Origin of the sequence: Citrobacter gillenii, from assembly GCF_013337685.1 — a bacterium.
GTDB lineage: Bacteria > Pseudomonadota > Gammaproteobacteria > Enterobacterales > Enterobacteriaceae > Citrobacter > Citrobacter gillenii.
Window position 1 is genome coordinate 149,840 of the sequence record NZ_SUQN01000005.1, and the last position, 16,241, is coordinate 166,080.

Sequence of the window (16,241 nt, forward strand, 5' to 3'; positions counted from 1 at the left end):
TACGTGCAACAGATAGCCCGCTCTGTCGCTCTGGCATTTAATAATCTGCCCCGACCCCATCGCGTTATGCTGGGGTCGCTGACCGTTCTTACATTGGCCGTCGCCGTTTGGCGGCCTTACGTTTACCATCCCGATGCTACACCGATTGTCAAAACCATCGAACTTGAAAAAAGCGAGATTCGTTCGCTGTTGCCTGAGGCCAGTGAACCTATCGATCAGGCTGCTCAGGAAGATGAAGCGATTCCTCAGGATGAACTGGATGACAAAACCTCCGGCGAGGTGGGCGTTCACGAATATGTTGTCTCGACCGGTGATACGCTGAGCAGCATCCTGAATCAGTATGGTATCGACATGGGCGATATCAGCCAGCTTGCCGCCTCGGACAAAGAGTTGCGTAACCTGAAGATTGGCCAACAGCTTTCCTGGACGCTGACCTCTGACGGTGATTTGCAGCGCCTGACCTGGGAAGTTTCTCGCCGTGAAACCCGCATGTACGATCGTACTGCGACGGGCTTCAAAATGAGCAGTGAAATGCAGCAGGGCGACTGGGTTAACAGCCGTATCAAGGGCACCGTCGGCGGCAGTTTCGTCGCCAGCGCCAAAGAGGCCGGGCTGACCAGTTCTGAAATCAGTGCGGTGATTAAGGCTATGCAGTGGCAGATGGACTTCCGCAAACTGAAAAAAGGCGATGAGTTCTCGGTGCTGATGTCTCGCGAAATGTTGGACGGCAAACGTGAGCAAAGCCAACTGCTGGGCGTTCGTTTGCGCTCTGAAGGTAAAGACTATTACGCGATCCGTGCCGAAGACGGTAAGTTCTATGACCGTAACGGTACCGGGTTGGCGAAAGGGTTTATGCGTTTCCCGACCGCGAAACAGTTCCGCATCTCGTCTAACTTTAATCCGCGTCGCCTGAATCCGGTAACCGGACGTGTGGCACCGCACAAAGGCGTCGACTTCGCGATGCCGCAGGGTACGCCGGTACTGTCGGTAGGTGATGGTGAAGTCGTTGTTGCGAAGCGCAGCGGCGCTGCAGGCTACTATGTCGCGGTGCGTCATGGTCGTACCTACACCACCCGCTACATGCACCTGCGTAAACTGTTAGTCAAACCAGGACAAAAAGTAAAACGCGGCGATCGTATTGCGCTGTCAGGTAACACCGGACGTTCAACTGGACCACACTTGCATTATGAAGTCTGGGTTAACCAGCAGGCCGTGAACCCGTTAACGGCGAAGCTGCCGCGTACAGAAGGGCTGACCGGCTCGGATCGTACCGAGTACCTGGCGCAGGTGAAAGAGGTTCTGCCTCAGTTGCGCTTCGATTAATCAGCATACTGACAAAGCCGGTACGCGATGCGTGCCGGCTTTTTTATTTTGTACGGGGCACGACGCGCCGCTACACTATCAACAGATTTATTTTTCGCGGTACCAGACACTGGAAGAGCATGGAAACGAAAAAAAAGAATATTGAATATATCCCTGAATTTCATAAATCATTCCGCCATCCGCGCTACTGGGGTGCCTGGCTGGGTGTGGCGGCGATAGCAGGGATTGCATTAACGCCCGCATCGTTTCGCGATCCTGTGCTGGCGAAGCTGGGGCGTCTTGCCGGACGGTTGGGGAAAAGTTCGCGCCGCAGAGCGCTGATTAATTTATCCTTGTGTTTTCCAGAGCGCAGCGAAGCCGAGCGCGAAGCCATCGTCGATGAGATGTTTGCAACGGCTCCGCAGGCGATGGTGATGATGGCAGAGCTTGCCCTGCGTGGCCCGGAGAAAATCCAAAACCGGGTTGACTGGCAAGGTCTGGAGATCATAGAAGAGATGCGCCGCAACGAGGAAAAGGTCATTTTTCTCGTCCCGCACGGTTGGGGTGTCGACATTCCAGCCATGCTGATGGCCTCGCAGGGCCAGAAAATGGCCGCGATGTTCCATAACCAGGGTAATCCTGTTTTTGATTACGTCTGGAACACGGTACGCCGTCGTTTTGGTGGCCGTTTGCATGCGCGTAATGATGGCATCAAACCCTTTATTCAGTCCGTGCGTCAGGGCTATTGGGGATACTATTTGCCGGATCAGGATCATGGTCCCGAGCACAGCGAATTTGTTGATTTTTTTGCCACCTACAAAGCAACATTGCCGGCTATTGGTCGCCTGATGAAGGTTTGCCATGCGCGGGTTGTGCCGCTGTTCCCGGTGTATGACGGAAAAACACATCGCCTGACGATTCAGGTCCGCCCGCCGATGGATGACATCCTGACCGCAGATGACCACACCATTGCCAGACGCATGAATGAAGAGGTGGAGATTTTTGTCGCGCCGCACCTCGAGCAGTACACCTGGATTTTAAAACTGCTGAAAACCCGCAAACCCGGTGAGATTGAGCCGTATAAACGTAAAGATCTCTACCCGAAGAAATAAAAAGAAGAAATAAAAAAAGCCTCTCACTTGAGAGGCTTTCTGTATCAGGTACCACCTGTAGGCCTGATGATCAAAGCAACATAAGGCATTGAGCGAGGTTATTATTCTACGGTCAGAATACGCGTGGTGTTGGTGGAGCCAATGGTGCTCATGACGTCGCCCTGGGTGACAATCACCAGATCGCCAGAAACCAGATAGCCTTTATCACGCAGCAGGTTCACCGCTTCGCTGGCGGCAACCACACCGTCGGTTTCGCTGTCAAAGTGAACCGGAGTAACGCCGCGGTACAGGGAGGTCAGGTTCAGCGTACGCTCATGACGCGACATGGCGAAAATCGGCAGGCCGGAGCTGATACGGGACGTCATCAGCGCGGTACGACCGGATTCTGTCATCGCGATGATGGCAGTGACCCCTTTCAGGTGGTTCGCTGCATACATTGCGGACATGGCAATCGCTTCTTCAACGTTATCAAACTGCACGTCGAGGCGGTGTTTGGAGACATTAATGCTCGGGATTTTTTCCGCGCCCAGGCAGACACGCGCCATGGCGGCAACGGTTTCAGCCGGATACTGGCCTGCGGCGGTTTCTGCCGACAGCATAACGGCGTCGGTGCCGTCGAGTACGGCGTTCGCCACGTCCATCACTTCTGCACGGGTCGGCATCGGGTTGGTGATCATCGACTCCATCATCTGCGTGGCGGTAATGACCGCACGGTTCAGCTGACGCGCACGACGGATCAGGGCTTTCTGAATACCGACCAGCTCGGGATCGCCAATTTCAACGCCCAGGTCGCCACGAGCAACCATCACGACGTCAGATGCCAGGATGATATCATCCATCGCATTCTGGTCGCACACGGCTTCTGCACGCTCCACCTTGGCAACAATTTTCGCATCGCAGCCTGCATCGCGCGCCAGACGGCGGGCATAGTTCAGATCTTCGCCGCAGCGCGGGAAGGAGACGGCCAGATAGTCAACGCTGATTTGCGCCGCGGTGATGATGTCAGCTTTGTCTTTTTCGGTCAGTGCTTCTGCAGAGAGACCGCCGCCCAGTTTGTTGATGCCTTTGTTATTGGAAAGCGGGCCACCGACGGTCACTTCGGTGAAGACCTTCATGCCCTGAACTTCCAGTACTTTGAGCTGTACGCGACCGTCATCCAGCAGCAGGATGTCGCCCGGCACTACGTCAGCAGGTAGGCCTTTATAATCAATACCGACTTTTTCTTTATCGCCTTCGCCTTTACCCAGGTTGGCATCTAACAGGAACTTGTCGCCAATATTGAGGAATACTTTGCCTTCTTTGAAGGTTGATACGCGGATTTTAGGTCCCTGCAGGTCACCCAAAATAGCGACATGACGTCCCAGTTTGGCGGCAATTTCACGGACTTTATCCGCCCGCAGTTTGTGATCTTCTGGAGAGCCGTGCGAAAAGTTCATACGTACAACGTTTGCGCCCGCGGCGATAATTTTTTCAAGGTTGTTATCGCGGTCAGTTGCTGGGCCTAACGTGGTAACGATTTTGGTTCTGCGAAGCCTTCTGGACATGTAATACTCCGTTGACTGAAACAACTAGGTGTTGCGTGTGAACATTGATCCGGCCGTTCTGAAACATAACGGTAGAAATGAACGACCCGGATGATAAAAGGGTAGAACATCGTTATTGCTTTTAGCGGTCATCACTCTTGATGAGTAATTCTTTATCAAAACGCGATTCCTTGAGCGCTTCCTTGACACGCTTCAAGTTATCTCTAAATTTTGCACCACGGCGCAAAGTAAATCCCGTAGCCAGCACATCTATCACGGTCAGTTGAGCAAGTCGAGAGACCATAGGCATATAAATGTCAGTATCTTCCGGTACATCCAGGGTAATTGCCAGCGTGGCTTCACGCGCCAGCGGCGTTCCGGGGGAAGTAAGGGCGATCACCATGGCATCGTTTTCCCGCGCCAGCTGCGCCAGTTCAACCAGACTCTTTGTTCTGCCGGTATGTGAAATAAGGACAATGACGTCGTCATCGCTACAATTCATACAGCTCATACGTTGCAGTACAATATCGTCGGAATAGATAACCGGTACGTTAAAGCGGAAAAATTTATTCATGGCGTCGTGCGCCACGGCAGCGGACGAACCCAGACCGAAAAAGGCGATTTTCTTTGCCTGGGTTAATAAATCTACCGCCCGATTGACCGCCGCGTTATCCAGCGACTGACGGACGTGGTCCAGGCTTGCCATGGCAGATTCGAAGATTTTCCCGGTGTAGGACTCGACGCTATCATCCTCATCGACATTACGATTAACATACGGGGTACCATTAGCCAGACTTTGTGCCAAATGCAGTTTAAAATCAGGGAAGCCTCGTGTGTCCATGCTGCGACAGAAGCGATTCACGGTCGGCTCACTGACGTTGGCTTCCAGAGCCAGCGTGGCAATACTTGAATGGATAGCCCTGTCAGGTGAGGTCAGAATAACATCGGCGACCTTACGTTCTGACTTGCTCAGATGTTCCAGTTTTAACTGGATTTTTTCCAGCATATTCATTATGTGAGTAGACTCATCGGCCATGGGCAAAAACGATTTCAGCGATATGGGGAAATCGAGCGGTAACTCTGGTAGATATTACCCCTGTGAACCCACATTCGGGGCAAAATGGACAGAAAAGTTGTTGTTTTTTTTCAATACATGATCGGAGTCGGGTTTTCTTACGCCTTCATGGTCACGTAAAAAAGCGACTTTTTTATCCATTTTGCGGCGGTAAACGTCAATAACGCCGCTGTTCACGGTAACAGCACGGCTGGATAAGCGTTTACGGTTCACGGAATCACGTAAAAGCAGTACAGTGCACTGTAATAAAATTACATTCAGTGTCGGGCATGAATACCCGACACTCAACTGAGGAGAATGACATGGCGGTAACGCAAACAGCCCAGGCATGTGACCTGGTCATTTTCGGCGCGAAGGGCGACCTTGCACGTCGAAAATTGCTGCCTTCCCTGTATCAGCTGGAAAAAGCCGGCCAGATTAACCCGGACACCCGCATTATTGGAGTTGGCCGCGCTGACTGGGACAAAGCAGCCTATACCAAGGTTGTACGCGAAGCGCTCGAAACTTTCATGAAAGAAAAAATCGATGAAAGTTTGTGGGAAACCCTCAGTGGTCGTCTGGAGTTTTGTAACCTGGACGTCAATGATACCGCTGCCTTTAGCCGTCTGGGCGACATGCTGGATCAAAAAGCACGTACCACGATTAACTACTTTGCCATGCCGCCAAGCACGTTTGGCGCGATCTGCAAAGGCTTAGGGGAAGCGAAATTGAACGCTAAACCGGCGCGCGTGGTGATGGAAAAGCCGCTGGGAACGTCGCTGGCAACCTCCCGCGAAATTAACGACCAGGTCGGTCAATATTTTGAAGAATGTCAGGTTTACCGTATTGACCACTATCTGGGCAAAGAAACGGTACTAAACCTGCTGGCACTGCGCTTTGCCAACTCCCTGTTTGTGAACAACTGGGATAACCGCACCATCGATCACGTCGAAATTACCGTGGCGGAAGAGGTGGGTATCGAAGGCCGTTGGGGTTATTTTGACCAGGCCGGTCAGATGCGCGACATGATCCAGAACCACTTGCTGCAGATTCTGTGCATGATCGCCATGTCGCCGCCGTCTGATCTGAGCGCCGACAGCATCCGTGATGAGAAAGTGAAGGTCCTGAAATCACTGCGCCGTATCGATCGTACGAACGTGCGTGAAAAAACGGTGCGTGGTCAGTACACCACCGGTTTTGCACAAGGTAAAAAAGTACCGGGGTACCTGGAAGAAGAGGGTGCGAACAAGAGCAGCAACACCGAAACCTTTGTCGCTATCCGTGTGGATATCGACAACTGGCGCTGGGCGGGCGTGCCGTTTTACCTGCGTACCGGTAAGCGTCTGCCGACCAAGTGCTCTGAAGTGGTGGTGTACTTCAAAACGCCTGAACTTAACCTGTTTAAAGAATCCTGGCAGGATCTGCCGCAGAACAAGCTGACCATCCGTTTGCAGCCGGACGAAGGTGTCGATATCCAGGTGCTTAACAAAGTGCCGGGTCTGGACCACAAGCATAATCTGCAGATAACCAAGCTGGATCTGAGCTATTCCGAAACCTTCAATCAAACGCACCTGGCAGATGCCTACGAGCGCTTGCTGTTGGAAACTATGCGCGGCATTCAGGCGCTGTTCGTGCGCCGTGATGAAGTCGAAGAAGCATGGAAGTGGGTGGACTCCATCACCGAAGCCTGGGCGATGGACAACGACGCACCGAAGCCGTATCAGGCTGGGACCTGGGGACCGGTTGCCTCGGTGGCCATGATCACCCGTGACGGTCGTTCCTGGAACGAATTCGAGTAAAATTCCATCTAGCCATTAGGTGTTATTTTACCGGTAACATGATCTAACACAGATTGTAGAATAATTTTTGCACTTTTAAGCCTCGCGTGGATTCACCCGCGGGGCTTTTTTTATTACACTGCCTGAAACGATTTTGCCCCTGAGCTACGGCCAGCAAGCTATTCAGCATGGTGTTACCTTGCTGAAACGCATTGTTAATCCTGATGCTCTGACAGATAAATTTTAGGAGCCTCTATGAATCCGAATTTGTTACGCGTAACACAACGCATCGTTGAACGTTCTCAAAAGACGCGTTCTGCCTACCTCGCCCGTATCGAACAGGCCAAGACGAACACCGTTCATCGTTCGCAGCTGGCGTGCGGGAATCTGGCCCACGGTTTTGCCGCCTGTCAGCCAGAAGATAAAGCATCTCTGAAAAGCATGCTGCGTAACAATATCGCGATCATTACCTCCTATAACGACATGCTTTCTGCGCATCAGCCGTATGAGCATTATCCGGATATCATTCGCAAAGCCTTGCATGCAGCCAATGCGGTAGGCCAGGTTGCGGGTGGCGTGCCGGCGATGTGTGATGGCGTCACTCAGGGACAGGACGGGATGGAGCTTTCCCTGCTGAGCCGCGAAGTGATTGCAATGTCGGCGGCTATTGGCTTGTCTCACAACATGTTCGATGGCGCGCTGTTCCTCGGCGTGTGTGACAAAATTGTCCCGGGGCTGGTGATGGCGGCGCTGTCGTTTGGTCATCTGCCGTCCATCTTTATCCCTTCAGGCCCGATGGCGAGTGGTCTGGCGAACAAAGAAAAAGTCCGTATCCGCCAGCTCTATGCCGAAGGCAAAGTTGACCGTATGGCGCTACTGGAATCCGAAGCCGCGTCTTATCACGCGCCGGGAACCTGTACTTTCTACGGTACCGCAAACACCAACCAGATGGTGGTGGAGTTTATGGGCATGCAGTTGCCGGGCTCCTCTTTCGTGCATCCTGATGCCCCCCTGCGTGAAGCGCTGACCGCGGCGGCGGCGCGTCAGGTCACACGCCTGACCGGTAACGGCAACGAGTGGATGCCTATCGGTAAAATGATTGATGAAAAAGTGGTGGTGAACGGTATTGTGGCCCTGCTGGCGACCGGGGGGTCAACCAACCATACGATGCACCTGGTGGCGATGGCGCGCGCGGCAGGCATTCTCATCAACTGGGATGACTTCTCCGATCTGTCCGATATCGTGCCGCTGATGGCGCGTCTGTACCCTAACGGTCCGGCCGATATTAACCACCTCCAGGCCGCGGGCGGTGTACCGGTGTTGATGCGTGAGCTGCTCAATGCGGGTCTGCTGCATGAAGATGTCAACACCGTCGCGGGCTTCGGCTTGTCGCGTTATACCCAGGAACCGTGGCTGAACAACGGCGAACTGGACTGGCGAGAAGGGGCTGAGAAGTCGCTGGATAGCAGCGTGATTGCTACCTTTGACCAGCCGTTCTCGCATCATGGCGGCACCAAAGTGCTGAGCGGCAACCTGGGGCGCGCGGTGATGAAAACTTCCGCGGTACCGGTTGAAAACCAGATCATTGAAGCCCCGGCAATTGTCTTTGAGAGTCAGCATGATGTGTTACCGGCCTTTGATGCGGGCCTGCTTGACCGTGACTGCGTGGTGGTCGTTCGCCATCAGGGGCCAAAAGCGAACGGTATGCCAGAATTACATAAACTCATGCCGCCTCTTGGTGTATTATTGGACCGTTGTTTCAAAATTGCGTTAGTTACCGATGGACGACTTTCAGGTGCTTCAGGTAAAGTGCCTTCAGCAATCCATGTAACACCGGAAGCTTATGATGGCGGGCTACTGGCAAAAGTACGCGATGGCGACATCATTCGAGTGAATGGACAGACAGGTGAATTGACGCTGCTGGTCGATGAAGAGGAACTTGCCTCTCGTCAGCCCCACATTCCTGACCTCAGCGCATCGCGGGTAGGAACAGGGCGTGAGATGTTCAGTGCGTTGCGCGAAAAGCTGTCCGGTGCGGAGCAGGGCGCAACCTGTATCGATTTTTAAGACTCATTTTGTAATCAGGCGAGAGAAGAAACTCTGATGAAAAACTGGAAGACAAGTGCAGAAGCAATCCTCACCACTGGCCCGGTTGTACCGGTTATCGTGGTGAATAAACTGGAACACGCGGTGCCGATGGCAAAAGCGCTGGTTGCAGGGGGTGTTCGTGTTCTGGAAGTGACCTTACGTACCGCATGTGCGATGGACGCCATTCGTGCTATCGCCAAAGAAGTGCCGGATGCGATCGTCGGTGCAGGTACCGTACTGAACCCGCAGCAGCTCGCGGAAGTGACGGAAGCTGGTGCGCAGTTTGCTATTAGCCCAGGACTGACCGAGCCTCTGCTGAAAGCGGCAACCGAAGGGACGATTCCTCTGATCCCAGGCATCAGCACCGTTTCTGAACTGATGCTGGGCATGGATTACGGCTTGAAAGAATTCAAATTCTTCCCGGCTGAAGCGAACGGCGGGACAAAAGCGCTGCAGGCGATTGCGGGTCCGTTCTCCCAGGTGCGTTTCTGCCCAACCGGCGGTATTTCTCCGGCCAACTACCGTGACTATCTGGCGCTGAAAAGCGTACTGTGTATCGGCGGCTCCTGGCTGGTTCCGGCGGATGCGCTGGAAGCGGGTGACTACGATCGCATTACCAAACTGGCTCGCGAAGCGGTAGAAGGCGCGAAGCAGTAAATCGTTAAATGCCCGATGGTGCGACTGGAACGCACCATCGGGTTTGTTCACGCCGGGAAATCCCCCTGCTGGCGCGCGACCAGCGTCAGGATTGAGTACAGCGCCACAGCTTGCTGATGCTGATTGAAAATCTCCACTGACCATTCCACTACGCCTGTGGCCTTCTCATCAGCGCTGCGCTGGCGTTTCACCGTTTTACGTTTGCAGGTCAGGCGTACCTGGATAGTATCGCCCGGTTTTACCGGCTCGATAAAGCGCAGGTTTTCCATGCCGTAGTTGGCGATAACCGGGCCGACGCCCGCGTCAACAAACAGCCCGGCGGCGGCAGAAATCAGGAAGTAACCGTGCACCACGCGCTCGCCAAAAATCGACTCGGCGGCGGCAATTTTGTCCATGTGAGCGTAGAAGTGATCGCCGCTCAGGCAGGCAAAGTTGACGATATCCGCTTCGGTCAGCGTGCGGCGCGGGGTCAGCAGGCTGTCGCCCGGCTGGATCTCTTCAAAATATTTGCTGAACGGGTGGACGCGGTCTTCCGCCACCTGCGCGCCGCGCACCCATTGCTGGCCGATGGCGGCAAGCATCGTCGGGCTGCCCTGAATCGCGGTGCGCTGCATGTAGTGTTTTACCGCCCGCAGGCCGCCGAGTTCTTCGCCGCCACCCGCGCGTCCCGGGCCGCCGTGTACCAGCTGCGGCAGCGGGGAACCGTGGCCGGTAGATTCGACGGAAGATTCTTCGTTCAGCACCTGAATACGACCGTGGGCGCGGGCAGCACCGAGAATAAACGCACGCGCCAGTGCGCCATCTGCCGTCACTAACGTTCCCGCCAGGCTACCTTCACCGGCGCGCGCCAGCTGCATCGCGTGCTCGCTATTCTGATACGGCATCAGCGTCGCCACCGGGCCAAATGCTTCAATCGCGTGAACCGCCGCCACTTCATCCGGCTGCGCGCAGAACAGCAGCGTCGGTGGGAAGAATGCCCCGGCAGCGTTGAGATCGGCTTTGCCACCCAGCAGCACGTCACATCCGGCTTCCAGCAGGCGGTTGACGTTATCCTGCACGTCCTGACGCTGTTCGCTATTGACCAGCGCGCCCATCTTCACACCTTCCTGCGCCGGGTCGCCGACCACCACTTTTTGCAGACGGGCAATCAACGCCTCGCTCACCGCTTTCACCTGCGCCTGCGGCACGATAATCCGGCGAATAGCGGTACATTTTTGCCCGGCTTTGGTGGTCATCTCGCGCACCACTTCACGGATAAACAGCGCAAATTCAGGCTGTTCCGGCGTCACATCGTCACCCAGCACGCAGCAGTTCAGCGAGTCTGCTTCCATGGTGAAGGGGACAGACTTCGCCACCAGATTGGGATGCACGCGCAGCTGCTGCCCGGTTTTTGCCGAGCCGGTAAAGGTCACCACGTCCTGATGATCAAGCTGGTCGAGCAGGTCGCCCGCGCCGCCGCAAATCAGGCTGATCGCACCTTCCGGCACCAGCCCGCTATCGACAATCGCTTTGACCATCGCCTGGGTTAGCTGCGCGGTGGCGGTGGCCGGTTTGATGATCGCGGGCATCCCGGCAAGCCAGGTGGGAGCCAGCTTTTCTAACATGCCCCAGCAGGGGAAGTTAAAGGCGTTGATATGCACCGCCACGCCGGATTTTGAGGTCAGCACGTGACGCGCGGCAAAGCCACCTTGTTTGGACAGCGGGATCAGCTCATCTTCCGGCCACAGGGTATCGTCCGGCAGTTCACGGCTGCCGAGACCTGCGTAGGTGAAGAGGGTGCCGATACCGCCTTCAATATCCACCCAGCTATCCGCGCGCGTCGCGCCGGTCTCGGCGGAGATGGCATAAAAATCGGCTTTCAGCTCCAGCAGATGTTTCGCCACCGCTTTTAACATTGCGCTGCGTTCAATAAAGGTCATCGCCTGTAACGCTTTGCCGCCGTGCTCGATGGCGAAGCGGCGCGCCTGCGCCATATCCAGCCCCTCGCTTGTGACTTCCCACAGCGCCTCTCCGCTGATGGCGTGATGAATGGTGCGGGTGCGGCCCCGGCCGGTCTGCCAGGTGCCGGATAAATAGCTGGCTAACTGCTGCATGGTTATTCTCCAGATATGTTACGTAATCTCGCTATAAATAGTTCTTTTCTGAATCATAAAATGCAAGCCTGATTTTAATAATTTGTTAACAATGCGATCGAGGACACTATCCCTGATAGTGATATAAGCCTGTTTATAAAAGGATTACTAAAACCCTTTGCGGTACTCATCACAAAATCCACAAACAAAATTTGTGGTTTTATTTAACTAAGATGTAACTTTTATAAAACAAAGTGATTCGCAAAAATTGATTTGTTGAATTTATCGGAATCATAAGGTGATGACGTGACAGAAGAACATAGCTTTGACCAGCGCATCGCGCAGGATACCGCCATCGAACCGCAGGACTGGATGCCGGATGCCTACCGCAAAACGCTGATTCGTCAGATTGGTCAGCATGCGCATTCGGAAATTGTTGGCATGCTGCCGGAAGGTAACTGGGTAACCCGCGCCCCAACGCTTCGCCGCAAAGCGATTCTGCTGGCGAAAGTGCAGGATGAAGCCGGACATGGCCTGTACCTCTACAGCGCCGCCGAAACCCTCGGCTGCGCCCGTGAAGATCTGTATCAGAAGATGCTCGACGGGCAGATGAAGTACTCCTCCATTTTTAACTATCCAACCCTGACCTGGGCCGATATCGGCGTCATCGGTTGGCTGGTCGACGGCGCTGCGATCGTTAATCAGGTGGCGTTGTGTCGCACCTCCTACGGCCCGTATGCCAGGGCGATGGTCAAAATCTGTAAAGAAGAGAGCTTCCACCAGCGTCAGGGTTTTGAAGCCTGCATGGCGCTGGCGGCAGGAAGCGAAGAACAGCGTCAAATGTTGCAAGACGCCATCAACCGCTTCTGGTGGCCAGCGCTGATGATGTTCGGCCCGAGCGATGACAACTCGCCGAACAGCGCCCGCAGCATGGCGTGGAAAATCAAACTGCACTCCAACGACGAATTGCGTCAGCGCTTTGTCGACAACACCGTCCCACAGGTGGAAATCCTCGGCATGCAGGTGCCGGACGCTGACCTGCAACTCGACGCAGCTACCGGTCACTACCGCTACGGCGAAATTGACTGGCAGGAACTTAATGAAGTCATCAACGGGCGTGGCATCTGTAACCACGAACGTCTGGGCGCAAAACGCAAAGCCTGGGAAGAGGGGGCATGGGTGCGCGAAGCCGCGCTGGCGCATGCCGAAAAACAGCAGGCCCGCAGCGCCGCCTAAGGAGAATAAAGATGAGCAAAACATACTGGCCGTTATACGAAGTGTTTGTCCGCAGCAAACAAGGTTTGTCTCACCGTCACGTCGGCAGCCTGCACGCCGCCGATGACCAGATGGCGCTGGAAAACGCGCGCGATGCCTACACCCGTCGCAGCGAAGGTTGTTCGATTTGGGTAGTGAAGGCGAGCGAAATTGTCGCCTCGCAACCGGAAGAACGCGGTGCGTTTTTCGACCCCTCTGAGAGCAAAGTTTACCGTCACCCGACGTTCTACACCGTGCCGGACGGCATGGAACATATGTGAGGCAACGATGAATAACTCAAATCCCGTTGCCACCTATGCTCTGCGTCTGGGCGATAACGGCCTGGTGCTGGCCCAGCGTTTAGGTCAATGGTGCGGTCATGCGCCGGAGCTGGAGATTGACCTCGCGCTGGCAAACATTGGCCTCGACCTGCTGGGTCAGGCGCGTAATTTCCTTAGCTATGCCGCCGAACTCAATGGCAGCGGCGATGAAGACACGCTGGCCTTTGGTCGCGATGAACGTCAGTTCCGCAATTTGCTGCTGGTTGAACAACCCAACGGCAACTTTGCCGACACACTCGCCCGCCAGTTCTTTATCGACGTCTGGCACGTGGCGCTGTTCAGCCGCCTGGTGAACAGCCGTGACGCGCAGCTTGCCGCTATCGCCGCCAAAGGGCTGAAAGAAGTGCGTTATCACCAGCGTTTTAGCCGCGGCTGGCTGGAGCGTCTGGGTAACGGCACCGAACACTCGGCAAATCTGATGCAGCAAGCGGTGGACAACCTGTGGCGCTTCACCGGCGAGCTGTTCCAGGCCGATGAGCTGGAGATCGAATTAATTTCGCAGGGGATCGCCGTCGATCCGCGTGAGCTACAGGCCGAATGGCAGGCGACGGTACACACCGCGCTGCTCGATTCTGGTTTGCAGATCCCGCAAGAAGCGGCGTTCCGTAGCGGCGGGAAACAGGGGCTGCACAGTGAACATCTGGGGCCGATGCTGGCAGAGATGCAGTACTTGCAACGTGCTTACCCCGGTCAGCAGTGGTAAACGGAGGTCGCTATGCAACGTCTTGCCGCCATCGCACCCGCTGAGGTGCACAGCATTTGGGGATTGCTAAGCGCTATCCCCGACCCGGAAGTGCCGGTGCTGACCATTACTGACCTCGGCATGGTGCGCCGCGTGGAACGTCACGGCGACGGCTGGGTGATTGGCTTCACGCCAACCTATTCCGGCTGCCCGGCAACCGAACATCTGTTAGGTGAAATTCGCGCGGTGATGACCGAGCACGGCTACACGCCGGTACACATTGTGTTGCAGCTTGACCCACCGTGGACCACCGACTGGATGAACCCGGACGCCCGCGAGCGCTTGCGTCAGTACGGCATCAGCCCGCCGCAGGCCCACGCCTGTCACGCCGACGAAATGCCGAAGGATGTGCTCTGTCCACGCTGCGGTAGCACCCACAGCTCGCTGATTAGCGAATTCGGTTCCACGGCCTGCAAAGCGCTGTATCGCTGCGAAAGCTGCCGTGAACCTTTTGATTACTTTAAATGTATTTGAGGTCGCGATGACAACATTTCATTCGCTTACCGTGGCAAACGTTGAGCCGGAAACCCGCGATGCGGTGACCATCACCTTTGCCATACCCGACGCGCTACGCAGCGCCTACGCCTTCCGTCCGGGCCAGCATCTGACGCTGAAAACCCGTCTTGGTGGCGAAGAACTGCGTCGCTGCTACTCCATCTGCCGCAGCCGCTCACCGGCAGAAATCAGCGTGGCGGTGAAAGCCATCGACGGTGGCCGTTTTTCACGCTTCGCCCAGAGCGATATCCAGCAGGGCATGGAATTCGAGGTGATGGTGCCGCAGGGTCACTTTGGCTACCAGCCACAGGCCGAACGCCGCGCGGACTATCTGGCGATCGCCGCCGGTTCCGGGATCACGCCGATGATGGCGATTATCGAAGCCACGCTGGCGATGGAAAGCGACAGCCGCTTCACCTTGATTTACGGCAACCGCAGCAGCCACAGCATGATGTTCCGTCAGGCGCTGGCCGATCTGAAAGACCGCTATCCGCAGCGTTTACAGGTGATCCATCTGTTCAGCCAGGAGTCGATGGACAGTGACCTGTTACAGGGGCGCATCGACGGCGACAAACTGCGCGCGCTGTCTGAGCATCTGCTCGATTTTAGCCGCTTTGACGACGCCTTTATCTGCGGCCCGTCGGCGATGATGGACGACGCTGAAACCACGCTGCGTGCGCTGGGAATGCCCGAAAAAGCCATTCACCTGGAGCGTTTCAATACGCCGGGGACCAGCGTTAAACGCGCCACTGGCGTACAGGCAGAAGGGCGCACGGTGACGTTGCGTCAGGACGGTCGTGAGCGTCTGATTTCGCTCTCTGCGGAAGATGACAGCATTCTCGATGCCGCGCTGCGACAGGGCGCCGACCTGCCGTTCGCCTGCAAAGGCGGCGTCTGCGCCACCTGCAAATGCAAAGTGGTGCGCGGCGAAGTGGCGATGGCCGCCAACTACAGCCTCGAAGCCGACGAACTGGCAGCGGGCTATGTGCTGAGCTGTCAGGCGCTGCCGACCAGCGGCGATGTGGTGGTCGACTTTGATGCGCGGGGGATGGCATGAGCGAACTCCTTATTACCCGTCACGACCGCGTTTTACAGCTGACGCTGAACCGTCCGCAGGCGCGTAATGCGCTGAATAACGCGTTGCTGACCCAGCTTGCCGAGGCGCTGGAAAGTGCTTCGGGGGACTCAAGCGTTAGTGTCTGCGTGATAAGCGGCAATCCGCGCTACTTTGCCGCCGGTGCCGATCTTAACGAAATGGCGGAAAAAGATTTGCCCGCCACTTTTGATGATATTCGCCCGCGCTTATGGGCGCGTATCGATGCTTTCAATAAGCCGCTGATTGCGGTAGTCAACGGCTACGCGCTGGGCGCGGGCTGCGAGCTGGCGCTGCTGTGCGACCTGGTGATCGCCGGGGACAACGCCCGCTTTGGTCTGCCGGAAATCACCCTTGGCACCATGCCGGGCGCGGGCGGTACCCAGCGTTTGATTCGCAGCGTCGGGAAAGCGCTGGCCAGCCGCATGGTGCTCAGCGGTGAAAGCATTGATGCCCAGCGGGCACAGCAGGCGGGGCTGGTCAGCGATATCCACCCAGCCAACCTTTCTGACGAATACGCGCTGACACTGGCGACGACGATTGCCCGTCACTCACCGCTGGCGCTGCGTGCCGCCAAACAGTCGTTACGTCTGGCACAGGAGGTCAGTTTGCAGGCCGGGCTAACCCAGGAGCGCCAGCTGTTTACGCTGCTTAGCGCCACCGAAGACCGTCGCGAAGGCATCGCTGCCTTTTTAGAAAAACGCACCCCAGCCTTCAAAGGACGTTAACC

General features: G+C 55.7%; 14 protein-coding genes. 11 read left to right on the forward strand and 3 right to left on the reverse strand.

What is annotated here, in order from left to right; translation table 11 throughout:
* Window positions 1-3: 3 nt before the first annotated feature.
* Window positions 4-1,323: a murein DD-endopeptidase MepM gene (gene mepM / locus FCH32_RS12880; RefSeq protein ID WP_174361010.1), complete on the forward strand. Its 1,320-nt coding sequence runs from the start codon at window positions 4-6 to the stop codon at window positions 1,321-1,323.
* A 119-nt stretch (window positions 1,324-1,442) separates the two neighbouring features.
* Window positions 1,443-2,414: a lauroyl-Kdo(2)-lipid IV(A) myristoyltransferase gene (gene lpxM, locus FCH32_RS12885; RefSeq protein WP_115258765.1), complete on the forward strand. Its 972-nt coding sequence runs from the start codon at window positions 1,443-1,445 to the stop codon at window positions 2,412-2,414.
* Window positions 2,415-2,515: 101 nt separating this feature from the next.
* Here lpxM and pyk read toward each other — a convergent pair whose 3' ends face one another.
* Both pyk and FCH32_RS12895 read right to left on the reverse strand, forming a co-directional pair.
* Window positions 2,516-3,958 (reverse strand): pyruvate kinase, encoded by a 1,443-nt coding sequence (pyk, locus tag FCH32_RS12890; RefSeq protein ID WP_096757427.1) that lies wholly within the window; start codon window positions 3,956-3,958, stop codon window positions 2,516-2,518.
* A 121-nt stretch (window positions 3,959-4,079) separates the two neighbouring features.
* Window positions 4,080-4,949 carry a MurR/RpiR family transcriptional regulator gene (locus FCH32_RS12895; RefSeq protein ID WP_096759428.1) on the reverse strand — a complete coding sequence of 290 codons (870 nt, stop codon included), beginning with the start codon at window positions 4,947-4,949 and terminating at the stop codon, window positions 4,080-4,082.
* Window positions 4,950-5,314: 365 nt separating this feature from the next.
* Here FCH32_RS12895 and zwf point away from each other — a divergent pair, with 365 nt between their 5' ends.
* The 3 genes from zwf (at window position 5,315) to kdgA (ending at window position 9,514) form a co-directional block, all read left to right on the forward strand.
* Window positions 5,315-6,790 (forward strand): glucose-6-phosphate dehydrogenase, encoded by a 1,476-nt coding sequence (gene zwf, locus FCH32_RS12900; RefSeq protein WP_096757426.1) that lies wholly within the window; start codon window positions 5,315-5,317, stop codon window positions 6,788-6,790.
* A 234-nt stretch (window positions 6,791-7,024) separates the two neighbouring features.
* On the forward strand, window positions 7,025-8,836 hold the full coding sequence (gene edd, locus FCH32_RS12905; protein WP_174361011.1) for a phosphogluconate dehydratase: 1,812 nt from the start codon (window positions 7,025-7,027) through the stop codon (window positions 8,834-8,836).
* A gap of 36 nt (window positions 8,837-8,872) precedes the next feature.
* A complete protein-coding gene (kdgA, locus tag FCH32_RS12910; protein WP_003034901.1) occupies window positions 8,873-9,514 on the forward strand; it encodes a bifunctional 4-hydroxy-2-oxoglutarate aldolase/2-dehydro-3-deoxy-phosphogluconate aldolase in 642 nt (213 codons plus the stop codon).
* A gap of 47 nt (window positions 9,515-9,561) precedes the next feature.
* Here kdgA and paaZ read toward each other — a convergent pair whose 3' ends face one another.
* The gene (gene paaZ, locus FCH32_RS12915) at window positions 9,562-11,607 is read right to left on the reverse strand and encodes a phenylacetic acid degradation bifunctional protein PaaZ (protein ID WP_174361012.1); all 2,046 of its coding nucleotides are present in this window, start codon (window positions 11,605-11,607) and stop codon (window positions 9,562-9,564) included.
* Between the two features lie 285 nt (window positions 11,608-11,892).
* Between paaZ and paaA the strand changes: the two genes are divergently transcribed.
* From paaA to paaF, 6 genes are read left to right on the forward strand one after another with little or no spacing between them, the layout of a single operon-like run.
* Complete coding sequence (gene paaA, locus FCH32_RS12920; RefSeq protein ID WP_174361013.1) at window positions 11,893-12,822, forward strand: 1,2-phenylacetyl-CoA epoxidase subunit PaaA; 930 nt, start codon at window positions 11,893-11,895, stop codon at window positions 12,820-12,822.
* An 11-nt stretch (window positions 12,823-12,833) separates the two neighbouring features.
* Window positions 12,834-13,121: a 1,2-phenylacetyl-CoA epoxidase subunit PaaB gene (paaB, locus tag FCH32_RS12925; protein ID WP_117341938.1), complete on the forward strand. Its 288-nt coding sequence runs from the start codon at window positions 12,834-12,836 to the stop codon at window positions 13,119-13,121.
* Between the two features lie 7 nt (window positions 13,122-13,128).
* Window positions 13,129-13,884 (forward strand): 1,2-phenylacetyl-CoA epoxidase subunit PaaC, encoded by a 756-nt coding sequence (paaC, locus tag FCH32_RS12930; protein WP_174361014.1) that lies wholly within the window; start codon window positions 13,129-13,131, stop codon window positions 13,882-13,884.
* Between the two features lie 12 nt (window positions 13,885-13,896).
* A complete protein-coding gene (paaD, locus tag FCH32_RS12935; protein WP_174361015.1) occupies window positions 13,897-14,397 on the forward strand; it encodes a 1,2-phenylacetyl-CoA epoxidase subunit PaaD in 501 nt (166 codons plus the stop codon).
* 7 nt (window positions 14,398-14,404) lie between these two features.
* On the forward strand, window positions 14,405-15,475 hold the full coding sequence (gene paaE, locus FCH32_RS12940) for a 1,2-phenylacetyl-CoA epoxidase subunit PaaE (RefSeq protein ID WP_174361016.1): 1,071 nt from the start codon (window positions 14,405-14,407) through the stop codon (window positions 15,473-15,475).
* The gene (paaF, locus tag FCH32_RS12945; RefSeq protein ID WP_174361017.1) at window positions 15,472-16,239 is read left to right on the forward strand and encodes a 2,3-dehydroadipyl-CoA hydratase PaaF; all 768 of its coding nucleotides are present in this window, start codon (window positions 15,472-15,474) and stop codon (window positions 16,237-16,239) included. The genes paaE and paaF overlap by 4 nt, the downstream gene beginning before the upstream one ends.
* The last annotated feature ends 2 nt before the right edge of the window (window positions 16,240-16,241 follow it).

Coding starts and splice junctions, on each gene's coding strand:
- FCH32_RS12895 (WP_096759428.1), bottom strand. CDS start 4,949: ATGAATATGCTGGAAAAAATCCAGTTAAAACTGGAACATCTGAGCAAG.
- paaD (WP_174361015.1), top strand. CDS start 13,897: ATGCAACGTCTTGCCGCCATCGCACCCGCTGAGGTGCACAGCATTTGG.
- pyk (WP_096757427.1), bottom strand. CDS start 3,958: ATGTCCAGAAGGCTTCGCAGAACCAAAATCGTTACCACGTTAGGCCCA.
- paaB (WP_117341938.1), top strand. CDS start 12,834: ATGAGCAAAACATACTGGCCGTTATACGAAGTGTTTGTCCGCAGCAAA.
- kdgA (WP_003034901.1), top strand. CDS start 8,873: ATGAAAAACTGGAAGACAAGTGCAGAAGCAATCCTCACCACTGGCCCG.
- zwf (WP_096757426.1), top strand. CDS start 5,315: ATGGCGGTAACGCAAACAGCCCAGGCATGTGACCTGGTCATTTTCGGC.
- lpxM (WP_115258765.1), top strand. CDS start 1,443: ATGGAAACGAAAAAAAAGAATATTGAATATATCCCTGAATTTCATAAA.
- paaF (WP_174361017.1), top strand. CDS start 15,472: ATGAGCGAACTCCTTATTACCCGTCACGACCGCGTTTTACAGCTGACG.
- paaE (WP_174361016.1), top strand. CDS start 14,405: ATGACAACATTTCATTCGCTTACCGTGGCAAACGTTGAGCCGGAAACC.
- edd (WP_174361011.1), top strand. CDS start 7,025: ATGAATCCGAATTTGTTACGCGTAACACAACGCATCGTTGAACGTTCT.
- paaZ (WP_174361012.1), bottom strand. CDS start 11,607: ATGCAGCAGTTAGCCAGCTATTTATCCGGCACCTGGCAGACCGGCCGG.
- paaC (WP_174361014.1), top strand. CDS start 13,129: ATGAATAACTCAAATCCCGTTGCCACCTATGCTCTGCGTCTGGGCGAT.